The 16,863-nt window shown below is 74.5% G+C and carries 20 protein-coding genes; 6 read left to right on the top strand and 14 right to left on the bottom strand.

What is annotated here, in order from left to right; translation table 11 throughout:
* Window positions 1-12 precede the first annotated feature (12 nt).
* The 14 genes from ACI8AC_RS23075 to ACI8AC_RS23010 all read right to left on the bottom strand — a co-directional run bounded on the left by ACI8AC_RS23075 (window position 13) and on the right by ACI8AC_RS23010 (window position 11,457).
* A complete protein-coding gene (locus ACI8AC_RS23075; RefSeq protein ID WP_456900189.1) occupies window positions 13-1,026 on the bottom strand; it encodes a TadE/TadG family type IV pilus assembly protein in 1,014 nt (337 codons plus the stop codon).
* On the bottom strand, window positions 1,014-1,352 hold the full coding sequence (locus ACI8AC_RS23070; RefSeq protein WP_456900188.1) for a TadE/TadG family type IV pilus assembly protein: 339 nt from the start codon (window positions 1,350-1,352) through the stop codon (window positions 1,014-1,016). The genes ACI8AC_RS23075 and ACI8AC_RS23070 overlap by 13 nt, the downstream gene beginning before the upstream one ends.
* A 167-nt stretch (window positions 1,353-1,519) precedes the next feature.
* Window positions 1,520-1,717, bottom strand: a complete 198-nt coding sequence (locus ACI8AC_RS23065; protein ID WP_456900187.1) for a Flp family type IVb pilin — start codon at window positions 1,715-1,717, stop codon at window positions 1,520-1,522.
* Window positions 1,718-2,083: 366 nt separating this feature from the next.
* Window positions 2,084-2,983: a type II secretion system F family protein gene (locus ACI8AC_RS23060; protein WP_456900186.1), complete on the bottom strand. Its 900-nt coding sequence runs from the start codon at window positions 2,981-2,983 to the stop codon at window positions 2,084-2,086.
* Window positions 2,983-3,927 (bottom strand): type II secretion system F family protein, encoded by a 945-nt coding sequence (locus ACI8AC_RS23055; RefSeq protein WP_456900185.1) that lies wholly within the window; start codon window positions 3,925-3,927, stop codon window positions 2,983-2,985. The genes ACI8AC_RS23060 and ACI8AC_RS23055 overlap by 1 nt, the downstream gene beginning before the upstream one ends.
* Complete coding sequence (locus ACI8AC_RS23050) at window positions 3,927-5,237, bottom strand: CpaF family protein (protein ID WP_456900184.1); 1,311 nt, start codon at window positions 5,235-5,237, stop codon at window positions 3,927-3,929. Before ACI8AC_RS23050 ends, ACI8AC_RS23055 begins: the two co-directional genes overlap by 1 nt.
* 167 nt (window positions 5,238-5,404) lie before the next feature.
* Window positions 5,405-6,595, bottom strand: a complete 1,191-nt coding sequence (locus tag ACI8AC_RS23045) for an AAA family ATPase (RefSeq protein WP_456900183.1) — start codon at window positions 6,593-6,595, stop codon at window positions 5,405-5,407.
* On the bottom strand, window positions 6,592-7,380 hold the full coding sequence (gene cpaB / locus ACI8AC_RS23040; protein WP_456900182.1) for a Flp pilus assembly protein CpaB: 789 nt from the start codon (window positions 7,378-7,380) through the stop codon (window positions 6,592-6,594). The genes ACI8AC_RS23045 and cpaB overlap by 4 nt, the downstream gene beginning before the upstream one ends.
* A 12-nt stretch (window positions 7,381-7,392) precedes the next feature.
* Window positions 7,393-8,292: a pilus assembly protein TadG-related protein gene (locus ACI8AC_RS23035; RefSeq protein ID WP_456900181.1), complete on the bottom strand. Its 900-nt coding sequence runs from the start codon at window positions 8,290-8,292 to the stop codon at window positions 7,393-7,395.
* Window positions 8,293-8,348: 56 nt separating this feature from the next.
* Window positions 8,349-8,747, bottom strand: coding sequence for a TadE/TadG family type IV pilus assembly protein (locus ACI8AC_RS23030; RefSeq protein ID WP_456900180.1), 399 nt, complete (start codon window positions 8,745-8,747; stop codon window positions 8,349-8,351).
* A 121-nt stretch (window positions 8,748-8,868) separates the two neighbouring features.
* Complete coding sequence (locus tag ACI8AC_RS23025) at window positions 8,869-9,066, bottom strand: Flp family type IVb pilin (RefSeq protein ID WP_456900179.1); 198 nt, start codon at window positions 9,064-9,066, stop codon at window positions 8,869-8,871.
* A gap of 184 nt (window positions 9,067-9,250) precedes the next feature.
* Entirely contained in the window at window positions 9,251-10,006 is a 756-nt protein-coding gene (locus tag ACI8AC_RS23020; protein WP_456900178.1) for a prepilin peptidase, read from the bottom strand.
* 71 nt (window positions 10,007-10,077) lie between these two features.
* Complete coding sequence (locus tag ACI8AC_RS23015) at window positions 10,078-10,941, bottom strand: PP2C family protein-serine/threonine phosphatase (RefSeq protein ID WP_456900177.1); 864 nt, start codon at window positions 10,939-10,941, stop codon at window positions 10,078-10,080.
* 222 nt (window positions 10,942-11,163) lie between these two features.
* Entirely contained in the window at window positions 11,164-11,457 is a 294-nt protein-coding gene (locus tag ACI8AC_RS23010; protein WP_456900176.1) for a hypothetical protein, read from the bottom strand.
* A gap of 324 nt (window positions 11,458-11,781) precedes the next feature.
* On the opposite strand from ACI8AC_RS23010, the gene ACI8AC_RS23005 reads away from it, so the two are divergent.
* From ACI8AC_RS23005 to ACI8AC_RS22980, 6 genes are all read left to right on the top strand, one after another.
* Window positions 11,782-12,804 carry a sigma-70 family RNA polymerase sigma factor gene (locus tag ACI8AC_RS23005; RefSeq protein WP_456900175.1) on the top strand — a complete coding sequence of 341 codons (1,023 nt, stop codon included), beginning with the start codon at window positions 11,782-11,784 and terminating at the stop codon, window positions 12,802-12,804.
* A gap of 14 nt (window positions 12,805-12,818) precedes the next feature.
* The gene (locus ACI8AC_RS23000; protein WP_456900174.1) at window positions 12,819-13,697 is read left to right on the top strand and encodes an STAS domain-containing protein; all 879 of its coding nucleotides are present in this window, start codon (window positions 12,819-12,821) and stop codon (window positions 13,695-13,697) included.
* Entirely contained in the window at window positions 13,694-14,080 is a 387-nt protein-coding gene (locus ACI8AC_RS22995) for an STAS domain-containing protein (protein ID WP_456900173.1), read from the top strand. The genes ACI8AC_RS23000 and ACI8AC_RS22995 overlap by 4 nt, the downstream gene beginning before the upstream one ends.
* The gene (locus tag ACI8AC_RS22990; RefSeq protein WP_456900172.1) at window positions 14,077-14,364 is read left to right on the top strand and encodes a phosphatase RsbU N-terminal domain-containing protein; all 288 of its coding nucleotides are present in this window, start codon (window positions 14,077-14,079) and stop codon (window positions 14,362-14,364) included. The genes ACI8AC_RS22995 and ACI8AC_RS22990 overlap by 4 nt, the downstream gene beginning before the upstream one ends.
* Window positions 14,365-14,446: 82 nt before the next feature.
* The gene (locus ACI8AC_RS22985; protein ID WP_456900171.1) at window positions 14,447-14,752 is read left to right on the top strand and encodes a hypothetical protein; all 306 of its coding nucleotides are present in this window, start codon (window positions 14,447-14,449) and stop codon (window positions 14,750-14,752) included.
* A 99-nt stretch (window positions 14,753-14,851) separates the two neighbouring features.
* The gene (locus ACI8AC_RS22980) at window positions 14,852-16,816 is read left to right on the top strand and encodes a cation:proton antiporter (protein ID WP_456900170.1); all 1,965 of its coding nucleotides are present in this window, start codon (window positions 14,852-14,854) and stop codon (window positions 16,814-16,816) included.
* The last annotated feature ends 47 nt before the right edge of the window (window positions 16,817-16,863 follow it).

Here is a 16,863-nt window from a genome sequence, read left to right as displayed (position 1 = left end):
TGGTCGGCCGGTTCAGGCGACCAGTTGGACGACGCGCCCGCCGAGATCCGGCGCTGTCGGGTCGTACTCGAACTCGTCGGTCGAGTCGACGTACTTGGTGAAGAAGCCGGTGATGCACCGGACAGCACCGGCACCTCCACCCGTGTAGCCACAGGCCTTCGGGCCGACCTGGTAGGCGGGGCTGCCGAAGTCGTAGCCGGTGATCGTGAAGGCGGCGTAGCCGTAGATCTGGTACCAGGCGTTGGCCCCGGTGCCGCCCTCGTCATCGAAGAGCGGCAGGAGGACGGTCTCGCCGACGAGGCCGGCGAGGTAGGCCGCCGTGCAGTCCGAGGGCACGCTGTTGCCGGTCGACGACTCGGCTATCCCGTCGACGCTCGTCGTCGCGCCGCAGGTGCCGGGGTCGGTGTCCAGCCAGGCGAAGCCTCCGGGCACCTCGAGGTTCGAGGGCCCCGTGCACACTTGCGGCACCGGGTGCTGCGGGTTCTTCTCGTCGGTCTTCGTGAAGTGGATGACCTGCTCGACCTCGGTGGAGGGCACCCCACCACCGGTCTGCAACTCGAAGGCGCACCACGAGAAGGCGAGCGGGAGGACGGCCGTCCCCCCACCGGGCCCGCCCCAGCGGACGGTGGCGCTGGCGGTCACGTCGGTGGAGTCCTCGCCCAGGACGGGGGCGAACCAGTGGTTCTGCGTGCCGGGGTTGGTGACGGTGACCTCCCTGCCGGCCAGGTCCAGGTCCACCACCGGCGTGCCGTGCACGGAGCCGTCCGGATCGTGGTTGGCGTCGGTCAGGTCGACGGCCGTCGACTGGTAGGCAGCGCACGAGGCGAGGCCCTCCGCGCAGTCGTGGCCGATGGCCAGCGCGGCGGCGTCGGCGCCGCTCTGCAGCTGGACGCGCTCGGAGTAGACGGCGGCGACGTCGACCGCGAGGGCGGCGAAGCCGACCAGCGGGACCATCAGGACCGCCACCATGACGGCGGTGGCACCGCGCTCCTCGCCGAGACGCCGGCGCAGGCTCAGCCGTGGCATCGCATGACTCCCTCGGCAGTCAGGGGGATTCCCGGGCCGAAGAGCCCGGTCATGAAGGTCTGGGTGTACGTGATCCTGACCGTGGCGGTGTCCCCTCCGCCGCAGGCGATCGGCGTGATGTTGCCGCTGGTCAGGCCGGGGTCGAGAGATGTGCTGACGTCCTGGGCGGCCTGGATGGCCTCCGCCGAGTCGTCCTTGAGCGCCAGGATCCGCACGCCCTCCCGGGCGGCAGCGGCGAGCGTGGCCTGGGTCTGGAAGGCCCGGCCGAACTCCACGATCCCGAGCGCCAGGATCAACAGGACGGGCAGCACCAGTGCGAACTCCACCGCCGCCGCTCCGCGCTCCGAACGCAGTCCCCGCATGGTTCCCCCTCCATCGCCCGCTGTTCTGCTGTCGTCGTCGTGCTCTGGCGTTGCTGGGTCCGGGAGCGCCGCGGGCGGCGGGGTCCGGCTGGTGCCGGTCCCCGCCGCCCGCGACGGTCACCCGGTCCGGGTCACGGCAGGGCGGTCACGATCGCGTCGAACAGCGCGTCCAGCTCCACGCCGAGCGCCTGGACGGCGACGATGATCACGACCGCGATGAGGCCGACCAGGAGGCCGTACTCGACGGCGGTGGCGCCCTTCTCCTCGCTGCGGACGCGGTCCTGGGCGAAGGAGGCCAGGGTGGCCAGGGTGGCGAAGAGGCTCTGCATGATGGGTTCTCCCCCCGTTGCGCCGAACCGGGTCGGACCGAGTGGCCCGCCGTCGCGACAGCGATGACTCTGGGTGACCGCGAAACGGTGCGGAAGGGGGGTTCGACCGTGTGGGTGACACGATCTGCCCCCTGCGAGGCAGACCTGAATCACTGTGGGTGACAACCCGAGCGTCGTGCACGGCCTCCACCAGGCGCAGGCCGACCCCGGGCACGCCTCGGGCGGCGCCCCGCAGGAGCGGCGCCCGAGGACTCCTGCCGCCGCGGCTGGCGCGGCGCAAGGGGTGAGGGCTGCGCTGAGGGCCGGGGAATGCACACAGGCGGCGCCCCCGTATGGGGACGCCGCCCGGTGGCGGGTTGCGGCCGGTCAGCCGCCGAACGCGTTGACGATGTCCATCGCGGCCGGGCCCAGCAGCACGATGAACAGGGTCGGCAGGATGCAGAGGATCAGCGGGAAGATCACCTTGACCGGGATCTGCATGGCCTTCTCCTCGGCCCGCTGGCGTCGCTTGAGCCGCATCTCCTGCGCCTGGGTGCGCAGCACGTCGGCGATGGACACCCCGTAGGCGTCGGCCTGGACGACGGCGCGGATGAACCTCCGGAGGTCGGGGACGCCGTTGCGCTCGGCCAGGGCCAGGTAGGCCTCCCGCCGCGGCTGGCCCACGGCGATGTCCTGCAGGGTGCGCACCAGCTCCTGGGCCAGGGCCCCCTTGCCGTTCTTGCCGGCGCGGGCCATGGCCGCCTCGAACCCGAGCCCGGCCTCGACCGCGATGGTCATCTGGTCGAGGGTGTCGGCCAGCTCGAGGGCGATCACCTGCTGCCGTTCCTGGCCTCGGCTGTGCAGCAGGATCTCCGGCAGGAAGTAGGCCACGACCGTGGTGCCGACGGCGATCAGGATCGTCACGGGGGTGGGGCGCCCGGTGGCGACCAGCAGTCCGAGGGTTCCCGCGATGGCGGCGAGGACCAGTTTGGCGGCCACCAGCCGGTGCACCGGCCAGGCCGCCGGGCGCCCGGCGGTGCCGGCCAGCCGGTTGAGGCGCGCGACCGTGCCGGCAGGGGTGAGGCTCTTCACCAGACGGGCGCCTGGGCCCCGGCCGGCCCGGTCGCCGGCCCGTGCTTCGACGGGGACGTCGAGCCCGCGGGAGAGGTTGGCCAGGGTCTGGCGGGAGGCCGCGCCGGGACGGGCCAGCAGGGCCCAGCCCACCAGGGGGACGGCGAGGGCGACGGCAGCGGTGGCCGCGACGACGGTGGGAGGCAGCGCAGTCATCAGAACCGGATCGCCACGGTCTTCTTCATCCAGAAGCCGCCGGCCACCATCATGAGCACGGCGATGCCGATCATGACGTAGCCGGTCGTGCTCTGGGTGAACTTGGCCAGGTAGGCGGGGTTGGTCATCGACAGGAACGCGGTGACGCCGACGGGCAGGGCCATGAGGACGATGGCCGACAGCTTCCCCTCGGCCGCCAGGGCCTTGACCTGACGGCGGATGGCGTTGCGCTCGCGGATGGTGTGACCCACCTGGTCGAGGACCTCGGCCAGGTTGCCGCCGACCTCCCGCTGGATGGCGATGGCCTGGGCGACCCAGGTGAAGTCCTCGCTGCCCATCCGGGCGGCCACCTCGTCGAGGGCGTCGCCGAGGTCCCGGCCCACCCGGGTCTCGTTGATGATGCGGGCGAACTCCTCGGAGGTGGGCGCCTCGGCCTCGGTGGCGACGCTGTCCACGGCGCGCAGGATGCTGTGGCCGGCACGCAGGCTGCTGGCCATGAGCTGGAGGGAGTCGTCCAGCTGGTCGGCGAACTTCGCCTGCCGCCGGCCCGCGCGGAACCCGAGCAGGAGCTTGGCGCCGAACGGCACCACGACGACGGCCAAGAGCCCGCCGAGGACTCCGGCGAGCACCAGCCCGAGCAGCCCGGTGACCACCGTCGCGAGCCCGACGAGCAGGACGAACTCCGGCAGGGCCAGCCGGATCCCCGCCCGCTCGAGGGCGGCGGCACCCGATGCCGTGCGGCCACGGCGCTCGAGCAACCGGCCGACGGCACCCTGCGCGATCGCACCCGCGCCGGCCAGCGCCGAGGTCGGCGGGGCAGCGGTCGGGTCGACCCGGCTCAGGGGGACGCGGGGTGGGGCCTGAGGCAGCACGGCGACGGCGGAGAGGTAGAGAGCACCGGCGACACCGATCGAGCCGCCGAGCAGGAGGAGCGCCGGCGTCATCACGCCCACCCCCGCCGGGTCCCCGAGGGTTGGGGGGTGCCGAAGACGGCCGGGGAGACCTGGATGCCCAGCTCGGTGAAGCGGTCAGTGAACCGCGGCCGCACCCCGGTCGGCACCGGCTTGCCCAGGAACCGGCCCGTGGCGTCGACGCCGGCGGAGTAGTCGAACAGGAAGGCGTCCTGCAGGGTGACGGTCTCGCCCTCCATGCCCTGCACCTCGGTGACGTGGGTGACCCGCCGGGTGCCGTCCCGCAGCCGGGTCAGCTGGACGACGACGTCCACCGCCGAGGCGATCTGCTCGCGGATGGCCCGCAGCGGCAGGTCCATGCCGGCCATGAGCACGAGGGTCTCCAGCCGGGCGATCGCGTCGCGCGGGGAGTTGGCGTGCACCGTCGACAGCGAGCCGTCGTGGCCGGTGTTCATCGCCTGCAGCATGTCCAGCGACTCGCCGCCGCGGCACTCCCCCACGACGATGCGGTCCGGCCGCATCCGCAGGCTGTTGCGCACCAGGTCGCGGATGGTGATCGCGCCCTTGCCCTCGATGTTGGGCGGCCGGGACTCCAGGCGGACGACGTGGTCCTGCTGGAGCTGGAGCTCGACGGCGTCCTCGATGGTGACGATCCGCTCCCCCTCCGGGATGAAGGACGAGAGCACGTTGAGCAGCGTGGTCTTCCCGGTGCCGGTACCGCCGGAGACGATGATGTTGAGCCGGGCCTCGACGCAGGCGTGCAGCAGCTCGGCCATCTCGGGGCTCAGCGTGCCGAAGCCGATGAGGTCGTCCACGCCGAACGGGTCCTTGGAGAACTTGCGGATGGTCAGCGTCGACCCGCTGAACGCCAACGGCGGGATGATGGCGTTGACGCGGGAGCCGTCGGCCAGCCGGGCGTCGACCATCGGGCTGGACTCGTCGATCCGCCGTCCGACCTTGGACACGATCCGGTCGATCACCCGCCGCAGGTGCTCCTCGGAGGTGAACCGGGCAGCGCTGCGGACCAGCTTGCCGCTCTGCTCGACGTAGACCATCTCCGGGCCGTTGCACATGATCTCGGTGACCGTCGGATCGTCGAGCAGCCGCTGCAGCGGGCCGAAGCCCAGCACGTCGTCGGCCAGCTCGGCGGTCAGCCGCACGCGCTCGTCGGCCGACAGCGGCACCTTCTCCTCGTCGACGACCTCGTCGAGCTCGGCGAGGACGATGCCGCGCAGCTGCTCCTCGGACAGCGACGGGTCGTTCATCCGGGCGCCCATCCGGTCGAACAGCGCCTTGGCCACCCGGTCCTTCAACCGGGACAGCGCGTCCGTCGGCGGTGCCACGGGAACAGCCGGCAGGGCCGGGGTCTTCGTGGTCTGGACCGGCTTCGCCGACTGGGACGGCACCCGGGCAGTGGGGAGGGCGGGGGGCTCTGCAGCCGGGAGCGGGTCGATCGGATCGGGGGCCGAGGTGGTCCGGCCGCGGGCCGCCTCCAGCCGGTGCATGAGGTTCACGACGCCGCCCGGTGCTTGGCCCGGTAGCGGCCCGGGCGGACGATCGGCGTCGCGGCGAACCGGGACACCAGGTTGCGCAGCTCCTTCACGATCGGGTCCCGCCCGCCGCTGATCAGCACCGGCACCCCCGTGTTGGTGGAGATCGGCACGACCGCGGACCGGGGCAGGACGACGTCGATACCGGTGCCGATCGCAGCCGCGACGTCCCGCACGGCCAGGCCGCCCTTGGCGTCGGCGAAGTTCATGACCACGTGCCGGCCCGCCGGGATCATGGACAGCTCCCCGAGGACGTCGATCTCCTTGCGCAGCCCGCGCACCCCGGGCACATCCATGCTGGACAGCAGCACCACGTCGGTGGCCCGGTCGATCGCCGCCAGCGTCTGCTCGGACAGGCCCGGCGCCGTGTCGACCACCACGTACCGGAACTCCCGGGCCAGGGCCGCGAGCAGCCGGCTGACGTCATCCGCGGTGACCGTGTCGCCGGCGGCCGGCGAGTCCGACCCGCAGACCGCGTACAGCCCGCTCGGGTGCTGGGTGAGGAACGTCTTGAGGACCATCGTGTCCTCGCTGGCCGGGCCGTGGACGGCGTCGGGCAGCGTGTACTCCGGCTGCAGGCCGAGCGCGGAGGCCACGTCCCCGAACTGCACGTCCAGGTCGACGATGACCGTCGACTGGGGGGCGACCGCCGCCAGGCCGACGGCCAGGTTGGTCGACACGGTCGTCTTGCCCACTCCACCCTTCGGCGAGGCGATGGTGATGACCCGGCCGGTGTAGCGAGCCGTCTCCTCGACCGGCCGCAGCACGCGTCGCCGCCCCTCCGCGGCCGCGGCGGCCCGCTCCACGGCGGCGCGGATCTCCGCCGGGTCGGCCGAGGGCGGCAGCAGGTCGCGGACGCCGGACCGCATGGCGGCCTGCATCATCTCCGGCGACGGGTCGGCGATGGTGACCACGCTGATCCCGGGCCACTGGACGTCGAGCCGGGCGGCCAGGGTCAGGGCCTCCTGGGGGGTGGCCTCCGGACCGATGAGCAGGACGTCGGGCAGTTCCCCGTCGACCAGTTGCTCGAACAGGCGCGCGGGGTCGGCCGGCAGCCGTCCCGGTGGCAGCGCGTGGACGTCGCCGTCCACGGCGAGCAGGACCCGGTGGCGGAGGTCGTCGTCGGCCCCGGCGAGGATCACCCGGCTCACTTGGCCGACCCCCCGCTGACGCCCAGGGCGGCGAGCAGGTCGCCGTAGACGTTGCCCTGGGTGACGACCTTGGTGCCGGAGCTGTCCGCGCCCTCGGGCTCCAGCGACAGCCAGATCGTCCCGTGCTCCATGCCGAAGACCACGAGTTCGGCGTCCCGGGCCGGCACGGCCACGGTGACGAGCAGGCTCTCCGTCGGCGCGGCCCCTCCGGAGGAGGCGGTCTCGGTCCCCTCCTCGGCCGCGGGTCCCGGGGCGCCCTGCACCTGGGTGACGAGCACGCCGTGCAGGGTCGCGTGCGTGACGCCGACGGTCTTGCCGGCGTCGTTCTCGAGGGTCATCGAGACATACACGCCGATCTCGTCGCCCGCGGCCAGCCGGCCACCGACCGCGCGCTGCGGCTCGAGCAGGATGCTCACCTCGGACGTCCCCTCGGGTGCGGCGACCGTTCCTGGGACCTGGAGGTCGTCGGGACGGGAGAACCGGCTGCTGAGCAGCTGCTCGCCGGGCTGCAGGTCGACGGCGGCGACCTGTCCCTCCAGGTCGGCCAGGTCGGTGACCCGCCCCTCGACGGCCGCCTTGGCCGGGAGGGGCTCGGTGCGCACCAGCGCGGCGAGCTCCCCGGCGGGGGTGCCGGCCGGGACCGGCTGGTCCACGACCAGCACCTCCACGGTCCGGACGCCGGCGAGAGCCCGGCTGTCCGCGTCCCGCACGTAGGCGAGCAGCACGACGGCGCCGCCGCCGGCGAGCAGGAGTGCCGCGAATGCGGCGAGGAGTCGACGTCTCACGGGAAGGCGCCCCTATCGGATGAGTCGGAGGATCGAGGCCCCGAGCTGCGGGGCGTCCGGGTCGGCGGTGAAGGCGTCGTCCAGCTCGACGAAACGGGTGAAGTACCCCGAGACGCAGCGCTGGTTGCCCGTGCACGGCTTGAAGTCGGTGCTGAACTGGCCGCCGAAGTGGAAGCCGGTGATGTGGAAGGCCGCGTAGCCGAAGACCCGGTACCAGGCGCTGGTGCCCTGGTCCCCGGAGTCGTCGAAGAGCGGGAGCAGCACGGTGTGCCCCACCCAGGAGTTCAGGTAGGCCGGCGTGCAGACCGACGGCGGGGTGTTCCCCGTGGACGAGTACGACCGCTCGTTCCGGGCGCTCGCGGCCTCGCACTCGTCCGGCGGCGTGTCGAGGTAGGCGAACCCGCCGGGGACGATGTTCTCCGACGGGCCGGTGCAGCCGACGGTGTTGGAGGTCTTGGTGAAGTAGATGGTCCGCGGGACCTCGGTGGAGGGCAGTCCCCCGCCGGTCTGCTGGACGAACTCGCACCACGAGAAGGTCAGCGGCAGGACCGCCGTCCCGGCGCCGGGTGCCCCCCAGGCGACGGTGGCGGTGGCGGAGATCTGGGTCGAGTCGTGCCCGATGACCGGGGCGAACCAGTGCTGCTCCGGCGAGCTGCCGGTGACGGTGACCCGCGACGGGTGGCCGACCAGGACCGGCGGCTCCGCGATGGCCGCTTCGATGTTGGCGTCCACCAGGCTCTGCGCCGTGGCCTGCATGTCCCCGCAGGCGCCGCGGGCGCAGTCGGCAGCCACCGCGAGGGCGGCCGCGTCGGCGGCCACCTGGAGCCGGGACCGTTCCGCGTAGAGGGCGCCGACGTCCACCGCGATGGCGGCAAAGCCCAGCATCGGCACCATGAGCAGGGAGATGAGCACCGCGGAGGCGCCCCGCTCCCCTCTGTGGTGGCGGGTTCGTCGGAGGAGAGGCGAGGTCAGCCGTTGCACCGCATGACCCCCGTTCCGGTGAGCTGGACTGTCGAGCCGAAGAAGCCGGTGAGGTACGGCATGGGGTAGCTGATCGTGACCTCGACGTTGGTGGTGCCGGCCCCGGTGACGGTGACCGGGCAGGACGTCGGCGTGATGGCGATCTGAGCGCTGGTGACGGCGGGATCCAAGGAGGCGGCGGCGTCCTGCACGGCCGCCCGGGCGAGGGCCCGGTCGTTCTGCAGAGCCATGGCTCGGGCCCCCTCGCGGGCAGCGGCCGTGAGCGTCCCCTGCACCTGGAAGGCGCGTCCGAACTCGGCGATGCCGAGGACGAGGACGATGAGCAGCGGCACGATGAAGGCGAACTCCACCGCCGACGCCCCCCGCTCCGAACGCAGTCGTCGCATGTCCCCTCCCTCTGCCGGATCTGCTGGTGGTCTCACGGTGCTGCCGGTGCGGGACGTGCCGCAGGCGACGGGGGTGGCAACCCTGCCGGCCCCCGTCGCCCGCACCGCGGCCCCGAACGGATCAGGGGAGAGCGGTGACGATCGCGTCGAACAGCGCGTCGAGCTCCACACCCAGGGCCTGGACGGCGACGATGATCACGACGGCGATCAGGCCGACCAGCAGGCCGTACTCGACGGCGGTGGCGCCCTTCTCCTCGCGGCGGACGCGGTCCTGGGCGAGGGAGACGAGGGTGGCGAGGGTGGCGAACGGGTTGAGCACGGTTCTCTCCTGTGGGGACGGGCCGCCGGTCCGGGTCGGTCGACCCGGCCTGACACGGCGCTGCGATCCCCGTCGAACAGAAGGGCCCGGGACTTGAGGGTCCTTCACCCCGTCCACGGACAACGCTCCCCCGGTCCGGCGTCCACCGGACCGGGTTATCACCGAGAGTGAGCGATTGGCGCTCTCAGGTGACGAGCGGCGCCAGGACCACCAAGCCGGTGCCCAGCAGCAGCGCCGGGCCGAAGGGCAGCTCGCTGCGCAGGCCGATCCGGCGGACGACCAGCAGGGCCAGCGCCAGGACGGCCTGGACCGCGAACCCGGCGAACAGCCCGAGGACGACGTGCGGCCAGCCCAGCCACCCGAGGTACAGCCCCAGGACGGCGCCGAGCTTGACGTCGCCCATCCCCATGCCCGCCGGGGAGACCAGGGCCATCCCGAGCAGGACGCCGAACACCGCCGCGCCCGCCAGCAGGGCCCGCAGCAGCGCCGGCCACTCCCCCGCAACCGCGGCCGCCCCGGTGAGCAGGACGACGCCCGCGGCCAGCGTCGGGAACACCACCCGGTTGGGCAGGAGCCGGTGCCGCAGGTCGATCGCGGCCAGCAGCACGCCGGAGACCGCCAGCACGAGGAAGGCCGGCAGCTCGGCGGATCCCCCGAACCGCCAGGCGGTCAGCCCGCACAGCGCCGCGGTCAGCAGGACCAGGTGGGGACGCACCGCCGTGGCCGCCACCGGGCCTTCGACGTCCCCTCTCCCGCGATCATGAAGTCCGGGAGCCGACACACCGGTGAGGATCGGCGTGTCGCGTCCCGCGCGCCGTGATCGCGGGGTTCCCCGCCGGGAGGGCGCCCAGGGGAAGCGGGCGGCGGCGCGGTCGACCGCCACCCCGGCGGCCAGGCCGAGCAGCGCGGCGACCCCGGTGAGGACGGCGAGGGCGGGCACGGCGTCACGATGACATCCCCAAGCGTGCACGCCGGGTAGCGAAACCCACCCCTCCGGGTGGTTTCCCGCGGTCAGCCCCAGCCGGGCGCCGCGGCCCCAACCGTCTGCACCGGCGCGCCGCTCACGTCGCGGTCGCGCTCCTCGACGTGCGCGACGACGGCGGTGACGTCGTCCCTGCTGCCGCAGGCCAGGGCCGCCCGCAGCAGGCGGACGGCGGCCGCGCCGGGCTGCTCCTCCTCCCGCAGGACCCGGGTCAGCAGGTCGGGGTGCACGGAGCCGGACAGACCGTCGGTGCACAGCAGCAACCGGTCGCCCGGCGCCAGCCGCACGGTGCTGACCACCATCTCCCCCAGATCGGCATCGGCGCCGTGCAGCGCGGACACCAGCACCGAGCGCAGGGGGTGGGCGGCGGCCCGCTCCTCCGGGAGGACGCCTGCGTCCACCAGCGCCTGCGCCACCGTCTGGTCGGCGGTCAGCCGCGAGAGGCCCCCGGCCCGCCACAGGTAGGCCCGGGAGTCCCCCACGTGGGCGACCGCGGCGCGGCCGTCCGGGTCCATCGCCAGCGCGGTGAGCGTGGTGGCCATGCCGTGCAGCTCCGGCCGGGCCTTCTCGACCGCGCCGAGCCGGCCGTTCGCGGTCCGGACCGCCCGGCGCAGCCCGTGGGCCCGCTCCTCCCCCACGGGCAGGCCGGCCAGGGCGCGGATGACCACCGCGGAGGCGGTCGCGCCCCCGGCCGCGCCCCCGACCCCGTCGGCGACCGCCAGCAGCGAGCCGCCCGCGCAGCCGGCGTCCTGGTCCGCGCGCCCGGCCCGCGCGACCGAGGCCGCGGCCGAGCGGAGCGCCAGGGCCTGCGGCCGTCGCCCGGTCGCCGTGCCGGGGAACGGTCCGGGGACGGGCGGGGACAGTGCCGGGTCGAGCAGTGCTGCGGCGGTCATGACCCGAGCCTGGGCCGAGGCGCTGGCAGGGCGCTGGGCACCACCTGCGAGTTGGCGGCCGGTGCCGGGCTGCCGGTCGGCCCGCGCCGGCCTCCTGCAACGCCACGGTGGCGTGCCCGGGTGGTGCGGTTGCGCACCACCCGGGCACGGAGGACCCCGACCCCGCACCCCGCAGCCGGGGGGAGCCGCGGACCGGCGCGGGGTCAGGGCGTTCTCGGACCGTCAGTTCTGCTCGATGGTCACCGGCCCCTGGTCGGACTCGCAGACCGTCTCGGTGTCCCCGCCGCGGTCGACGGCGCGGCCCAGGACGGCGACCGGCCCGACGTTCGTGCCGCAGATCTGGGCCGCCACCTGCGCGGCGAGGGCGACCCTGACGTCCTCGAGGATCGTGACGTCCCCGACGACGACGTTGACCAGGCCGTCCTGCTGCTGGGCGGCGGCGGGGGTCGCGGCGGCCAGGACGGCCGCGCCCGCGAAGACGGGCACGAGCGCCCGCCGGGTCCACGTGCTGTTCATGGGATTCCTCCTCGTCCCGGCCGCCCCGACCCCGGCGCCGTCGCCGGGGCTCGTGCGGCCTCGCACCGTGGAGACGGGGACCCCGCCCGGGCATGACGAGGCCGGGGACCGGGTGGCCCGGGACCGGGAGACCCGTCCTGTGCGGCGGAGGCACCGGACGGCACCCTCCCGCGTGCACCGCGGCCGCGTCATGCCGCACGCGCCACGGCGTCCACCCCGCCCGTGTCCCGGCGTGTCGCACCGGCGCGTCCCCGGGCGTAGGTTCGGCCGGTGGCGGCGGTCGAACCCGCGGACGGGGACGGACCGGGAGGAACGGCGCCGGACGTGGCGGCGCTCCTCCCCGTCGTCCGCCGCGTCGTGGCCGCCCGCGTCGCCGACCCGGCCACCGCCGACGACCTGGTCCAGGAGACGCTGGCCCGGGTCCTCGCCGCGGCCGGGCGGGTCGCGCCCGAGACGCTCGTCCCCTACGCCATCACCACGGCGCGCAACGTGGTGGCCTCGATGTGGCGGGACCAGGACCGGCACCGCCGCAACCAGCACCGCGTCGTCGACCTCCTGCCCCCCGAGGCCGCCGACGCGGACGTCCTCGTCGAGGAGGACCGCGCCGCCCTCGCGCAGGCCCTGGCCCGGCTGCCCGAACGGGACCGGCAGACGCTGCTGGCCCACGAGGTCGGCGGGCGGGACACGCGGTCGCTGGCCGCGGAGCTCGGCTCGACCGCCGGGGCGGTCGCCGCGCAGCTCAACCGCACCCGGGCCCGCCTGCGCGTCGAGTACCTGCTGGTCGCCGCACGGGCCGAGCCGGCCACCGACCGGTGCCGCCCGGTCCTGCTCGCCCTCTCCGGCGGCGACCGGCGGCGGCAGCGGGAGGTGGACGCCTCCCGCCACCTGCTCGAGTGCGAGCTGTGCCGGGGCATCAGCGGCCCGCTGCTGGAGCGGGCTCGCCCCCGCGACGAGGTCCGCGTGCCCGTGCGGGTCGACGCCGACGTCGTCGCCGCCCGGCAGGCCGCCCGCGACCTCGCCACCCGGCTGGGGTTCGGGCCGACCGACGTGACGCTCCTGGCGACCGCCGTCTCGGAGATCTCCCGGAACGTCGTCCGCTTCACCGACGGCGGCGAGGTGGTCTTCGAGGAGCTGACCGAGCCGCGGGCCGGCGTCCGGATCGTGGCGCAGGACTCCGGCCCGGGCATCCCGGACGTCGAGCAGGCGATGCGGGAGGGCTACAGCACCTACCGGGGGCTCGGGCTCGGCCTCCCGGGAGCACGGCGGCTCGTCGACGAGTTCACCGTGACGTCGGAGCCCGGTCGCGGCACGACCGTGACCATGACCAAGTGGCGGGGAGAGCGATGACGGAGGACGCGCGCGTGACCGAGTCCCGGACGACGACCCGAACCGACGAGGACGTGCTGCTCCCCCAGCTCGTCGCGCACCTGCGCGAGCACCGGACCCGGCTCCAGCAGGAGTGGGTGAACCGCATCCAGGGAGCGCACCTGCTGCAGGCCATGACCGCGCAGGAGACGGCCGCGGAGACCACCATGGTCTACGACAACTACGTCGAGGTCCTCGAGACGGGCAGCGTCGAGGCGCTGCAGCACTACGCCCGCGACCTCTCCGAGCGCATCATCCCCCGGGGCGTGGAGACCCACGAGGTGGTCGGCATCGTGCTGCTGCTGCGCGACGTCCTCGCCCGTTCGCTGTTCGAGAAGTACCAGGGCGACTTCCCGCTGCTCAACCGGGTCCTCGACGCCTACGAGCCGGCCGCCAACCGCATCGCGAACACCGTGGCGGTCAGCTTCGTCGACGAGCGCGAGCGGGTCATCCGCCAGCAGCAGGACTCCATCCGCGAGCTGTCGACGCCGGTGCTGCCGGTGCGGGAGCGGCTGCTCATCCTGCCGATCATCGGGGTCCTCGACCGGGAGCGGGCCCGGCAGGTGACCGTCCAGCTCCTCACGGGCATCCGCACCCACCGGGCGAAGGTGGTCGTCATCGACATCACCGGCGTCCCGGACGTCGACGAGCAGGTCGCCGACCACCTCGTGCGGACCGTCGACGCGTCACGGCTCATGGGCGCCAGCGTCATCATCACCGGGCTGTCCCCCGACATCGCCCAGACGCTGGTCACCATCGGGGTGGACCTGTCGAAGATGAACACCATCGGCGACCTGCAGGGGGGTCTCGAGGAGGCCGAACGGCTGCTCGGGTACTCGGTGTCCCGGGGTGATCCGGGGACGGGCACCCCATGAGCAGACCCCGGCTGTTCTCCATCCTCCGGCAGGGGCCCTACCTGATCGCCTCCGTCCACACCGCCCTGGACGACTCGCAGCTGGTGCGCTTCCAGCGGGACCTCGTCGAGCGGATCGGCGCCGACCGGGCGCGCGGCGTCGTCATCGACGTCGCCGCCCTCGACGTGCTCGACTCCTTCGGGACGCGGACCCTCCGTGACATCGCCGAGATGGCCCGGCTGCGCGGCGCCGCCACCGTCGTCGTCGGCATCCAGCCCGACGTCGCCTTCGCCATGGTGGAGCTCGGGATGGACACCGGGTCGGTGGCGACGGCGCTCGACCTCGAGGAGGGGCTCGCGGACCTCGACCGCCGCCTGGCCGGTCCGCCGGCCACCCGGGCGTGACCGCCCGGCACGAGGCCCTGCTGCGCGACTACCGCGCCTCGTTCCTGCGCTACCTCGCCCGGCGGGAGGAGTCCTCGCTCGACGCCGGGTACCGCATGGGGCGGGGCGCCCTGGCCGCGGGCCGGAGCCTGCTGGAGGTCGTGGGGGTCCACCACGAGGTGCTCGCCGAGGTGCTGCAGGACACCCCGGCCGACGAGCTGCGGGACGTCGCCGCCGCGGCCTCGGCCTTCCTGGTCGAGGTCCTCGCCAGCTACGACATGGCGCGGCGGGCACCCGGGGAGTGAACGATGTCGCGTCATGCGGCCGGGCTGGGTACGTCTCCACACCTGACAGGCGAGGCCGTCCTGCAGCGAGGAGGCACCCACCGTGAGCGTCGGAGATCCTCACCCGGAGCAGTTCCCGGACCCACGGGCCGGCCCCGCCACCGGCCCCCGGCCCTCCTCCGAGGAGCGCCTGGAGATCGTCGAGCAGCTGCGCCGCCTGGTGGTGTACACGCAGACCGCGCGGGTGCTCGAGCGCCGGGCGCGCTCCGCGGCCAACCCGGCGCTGGCGACGGTCCTGCGCGAGCGCGCCGCGCTGCGCCGGCGCCGGGCCGACCGGGTGCGCGCCGAGCTGGTCGCGCAGGACCTGCCGCTGGTCCCCCCGCGGCGCCGCGGCCCGGCCCCGTCCTGACGGCGGCCCCGCGCCGGCGCGGCGGGTGCCGCGCCGGCTCCGCGGTGCCACCGTGGTCGGCACCGGATCGCACCGGGTGGTGGGGACGGAGGTGGGTCGGTGGAGCTGCCGCGGCTGCTGCTGGAGGTGTCCGGGCTCCTGACGGTGGCGGTCCTCCTCGGGCTCGTGGCCCGCCGGGTGGGCCTGCCGCACAGCGTCGTCCTCGTGGTCGTGGGGTTCGCGGCGTCGGCCGTCGGGCTCACCCCCGGGATCGGCCAGCTGCGCGGGGAGGCCTTCGAGGAGGTCGTGGTCTTCCTCTTCCTCCCCGTGCTGGTCTTCGCCGCCGCGCTCGGCCTGGACCTGCGCGCCTTCGTCCGGAACCTGGGCCCGATCCTCGTCCTGGCGACACTGGCGTTCCTCGTCTCCGCCGTCCTCGTCGGGGTCACCCTGCACTGGGCCCTCGGGGCCGCGCTGGCCTCGGCCTTCCTCTTCGGCGCGCTCATCTCGGCGACCGACCCCGTGGCGGTGGTCGCCGTCTTCCGCGAGGTGGGCGTCCCCCGCCGGCTGCTGACCCTGGTCGAGGGCGAGAGCCTGCTCAACGACGGGGTCGCGATCGTGCTCTTCGCCATCCTGGTGGACGTCGCACTGGGGGAACCGGCGAGCCTGCTCGGCGGGGTCGCCGACTTCGTCGCGGTCTTCGGCGGCGGGGCGGTCATCGGGGTCCTGCTCGGGCTGCTCGCCGCGCTCGCCCTGCCGTGGCTCGGCCGGCTCCCGGCGGCCGGCCTCTCGCTGGCCGTGGCGTACGGCTCCTTCGTCCTCGCCGACGCCGTCCTGGGCTTCTCCGGGGTCATGGCGACCGCCCTCGCCGGGATGGTCCTCTCCGGCCTGGCGCCCAGCCGGGCCTCGGTCGAGGTCCGGGAGACGTGGGAGCAGGTGTGGGAGGCGCTCGACTACGTCGCCAACGCCGTCCTCTTCCTCCTCATCGGCCTGGTGATCGGGCCGAGCGACCTCCTCGACGACCTCGGCGCCGTCCTCGTCGCCGCCCTGGTGGTCCTGGCGGCCCGGGTGCTGGCCGTCGTCCCCCTGGTGTGGCTGCTGGAGAGGGTGGCCCGGATCCCCCGGCTCGGCTGGCGCAACGAAGCCGTGCTCGTCTGGGGTGGCCTGCGGGGCGGGGTCGCGCTGGCGCTGGCCCTGGCGCTGCCGGAGGAGCTCGCCGGGCGGGAGTTCCTCGTCGTCCTGACCGGCGGGGTGGTGCTGGTGACGCTGCTGGTCAACGCGACCACCGTCCGCTGGCTGGTCTCCCGCCTCGGCCTCGATCGGCCCGGCCGGGCGGACCGGTACCTGGTGGCGCTGGCCCGGGTGTCCGCGGTCCGGGCCGCACGGGACGGGCTGGCCGACCTGGGGACGGCGCCGGACCGGACGACGGCGGAGGAGCTGGCCGAGGTCGAGGAGGCGGCGCAGCGGGAGATCGCCGAGCTCGACGTGGACGAGGAGGAGGAGCACCGCATCGTCGTGGGCCGCGGCCTGCACGTCGAGCGGCGGACCTACCAGGAGCTCAGCGACGAGGGGCTCCTGCCACCGGCGGTCACCCGGACCCTGCTGCACGAGGTGGACGACGAGATCGACGACCTCGCCCTGCGCGGCGGGGGTCATGAGCTCGGCGCGTCCCGGCAGCGGCGTTCCGGCGGGCTCGAGCGGCTGACCCGCCGGCTGGTGGAGCGGCTGCCCCGCCCGCCGGGTGCCGATCCCGACGAGCTGGCCTACGCGGAGGCCACCGCCCGGCGGCTGGCCGCGCGGCGCACCGGGGAGGCGTTCGCTGCGTTCGACGACGTCCCCGCGGTCCGCCGGGAGACCGTCGAGGAGTCCCGTGCCACCTTCGCCCGGTGGGAGCGGGAGGCGGTCGGCCGGCTCGACGAGCTCGACCGGCGGTCCGGGCAGAACGGGCGCACGCTCCGCGTCCTGCAGGCCCGGACCTTCACCCGGGCCGCGGCCGACCGGGAGCTGCGCGAGCTCGTGGAGACCGGGCTGCTGCCCGAGCAGGTGCTCCGGTCGGCCGGCACCTCCCCGGTCGACCGGGCCCGCTGACGGCCGGGGCCGGCCGGTGCGCACCGGCCGGCCCCGGCCGTCAGCGG

This window comes from Geodermatophilus sp. SYSU D00758, from assembly GCF_054049955.1.
This window is presented reverse-complemented; position numbering and strand designations above follow the sequence as displayed.